The 1,812-nt window shown below is 68.4% G+C and carries 1 protein-coding gene and 1 pseudogene; one reads left to right on the plus strand and one right to left on the minus strand.

Features of this window, described 5'->3' with window-relative positions; translation table 11 throughout:
* Positions 1 to 485 (minus strand): hypothetical protein (locus QZH66_RS15640; protein WP_305806825.1); only part of this gene is annotated, 485 nt, incomplete at its 3' end.
* Positions 486 to 771: 286 nt separating this feature from the next.
* On the opposite strand from QZH66_RS15640, the pseudogene aceE reads away from it, so the two are divergent.
* Positions 772 to 1,812: pseudogene (gene aceE, locus QZH66_RS15645) on the plus strand (pyruvate dehydrogenase (acetyl-transferring), homodimeric type); the annotation flags it as partial.

The following is a 1,812-nucleotide window of genomic DNA, read 5'->3' on the forward strand; positions in this document are numbered from 1 at the left end:
CCGACCCCGACCCCGAGGAAACCGCCGAGTGGCGCGACGCCTTTCTGGCGCTGGTGGCGACCGAGGGCCCCGAGCGCGCGCGCCACATGCTGCAAGAGCTGGTGCTGCTGGCCCGCAGCCAGCGCATTGGCTGGCAGCCCGATCTGAACACGCCCTATGTGAACAGCGTGGCGGTGCAGGACCAGCCCGTCTTCCCGGGCGACCTGGCCATCGAAGAACGGGTGGCGTCCATCGTGCGCTGGAATGCGCTGGCCATGGTGGTGCGCGCCAACCAGGCCTATGGCGAGCTCGGCGGCCACATCGCCAGCTATGCCAGCGCAGCGGACCTGTTCGAGTCCGGCTTCAACCACTTCTTCCGCGCCCGCGAGGGCCTGGGCGAGGGCCAGCACCGGGGCGACCTGGTGTTCTTCCAGCCGCACAGCGCGCCGGGCGTGTATGCGCGGGCCTACCTCGAAGGGCGCCTGTCCGAACAGGACCTGATGCATTACCGGCAGGAAATCACCGCGCCCGCCGCCGGCGCGCAGGGCCTGTCGAGCTACCCGCACCCGTGGCTCATGCCCGATTTCTGGCAGTTTCCCACGGGCTCGATGGGCATAGGCCCGATCAGTTCGATCTACCACGCGCGCTTCATGCACTACCTCACGCACCGCCAGCAGCTCGACTGCTCGGGGCGCAAGGTGTGGGGCGTGTTCGGCGACGGCGAGATGGACGAGCCCGAGAGCATGAGCGCCCTGACGCTGGCCGCGNCAGCTCGACTGCTCGGGGCGCAAGGTGTGGGGCGTGTTCGGCGACGGCGAGATGGACGAGCCCGAGAGCATGAGCGCCCTGACGCTGGCCGCGCGCGAGAAGCTCGACAACCTGGTCTGGGTGGTCAACTGCAACCTGCAGCGCCTCGACGGCCCGGTGCGCGGCAACGGCCGCATCATCGACGAGCTCGAACGCCTGTTCTCGGGCGCCGGCTGGAATGTGATCAAGCTGGTCTGGGGCAGCGACTGGGACGGCCTGTTCGCACGCGACCTCACGGGCGCGCTGGTGCGGGCCCTGGCCGGCACCGTGGACGGCCAGATGCAGACCTTCGCCGCCAAGGACGGGCGCTTCAACCGCGACAACTTCTTTGGCCAGAACCCCGAACTGGCGCACCTGGCGCAGGGCATGACCGACGAGCAGATCGACCGCCTGAAGCGCGGCGGGCACGACCTGGTGAAGATCCACGCCGCCTACGCCGCCGCTGCGCGCCACACCGGCCAGCCCACGGTGATTCTGGCCCACACCAAAAAGGGCTACGGCATGGGCACGGCGGGGCAGGGCAAGATGACCACGCACAGCCAGAAGAAGCTGGGCGACACCGATCTGATCGAATTCCGCAACCGCTTCAACCTGCCGCTCTCCGATGCCCAGACCACGGGCCTGGCTTTCTACAAGCCCGCTGAAGACAGCCCCGAGATGCAGTACCTGCACAGTCACCGCCAGCAGCTTGGTGGCTACCTGCCGCACCGCGAGGCTGTGTGCGATGCACTGCCCGTGCCGGAGCTGGAGGGCTATGCGCGCTTTGCCCTGCAGGCCGATGGCAAGGAGATGAGCACCACCATGGCCTTCGTGCGCATGCTCGGCGCCCTGCTCAAGGACGCGCAGCTGGGCCCGCGCATCGTGCCCATCGTGGCCGACGAGGCGCGCACCTTCGGCATGGCCAACCTGTTCAAGCAGGTCGGCATCTACAGCAGCGTGGGCCAGCGCTATGCGCCCGAAGACATCGGCTCGGTGCTGAGCTACCGCGAGGCGCTCGATGGCCAGATCCTCGAAGAAGGCATCAGC

Origin of the sequence: Stenotrophomonas sp. YIM B06876 (genome assembly GCF_030711595.1) — a bacterium.
Lineage (GTDB): Bacteria > Pseudomonadota > Gammaproteobacteria > Xanthomonadales > Xanthomonadaceae > Stenotrophomonas.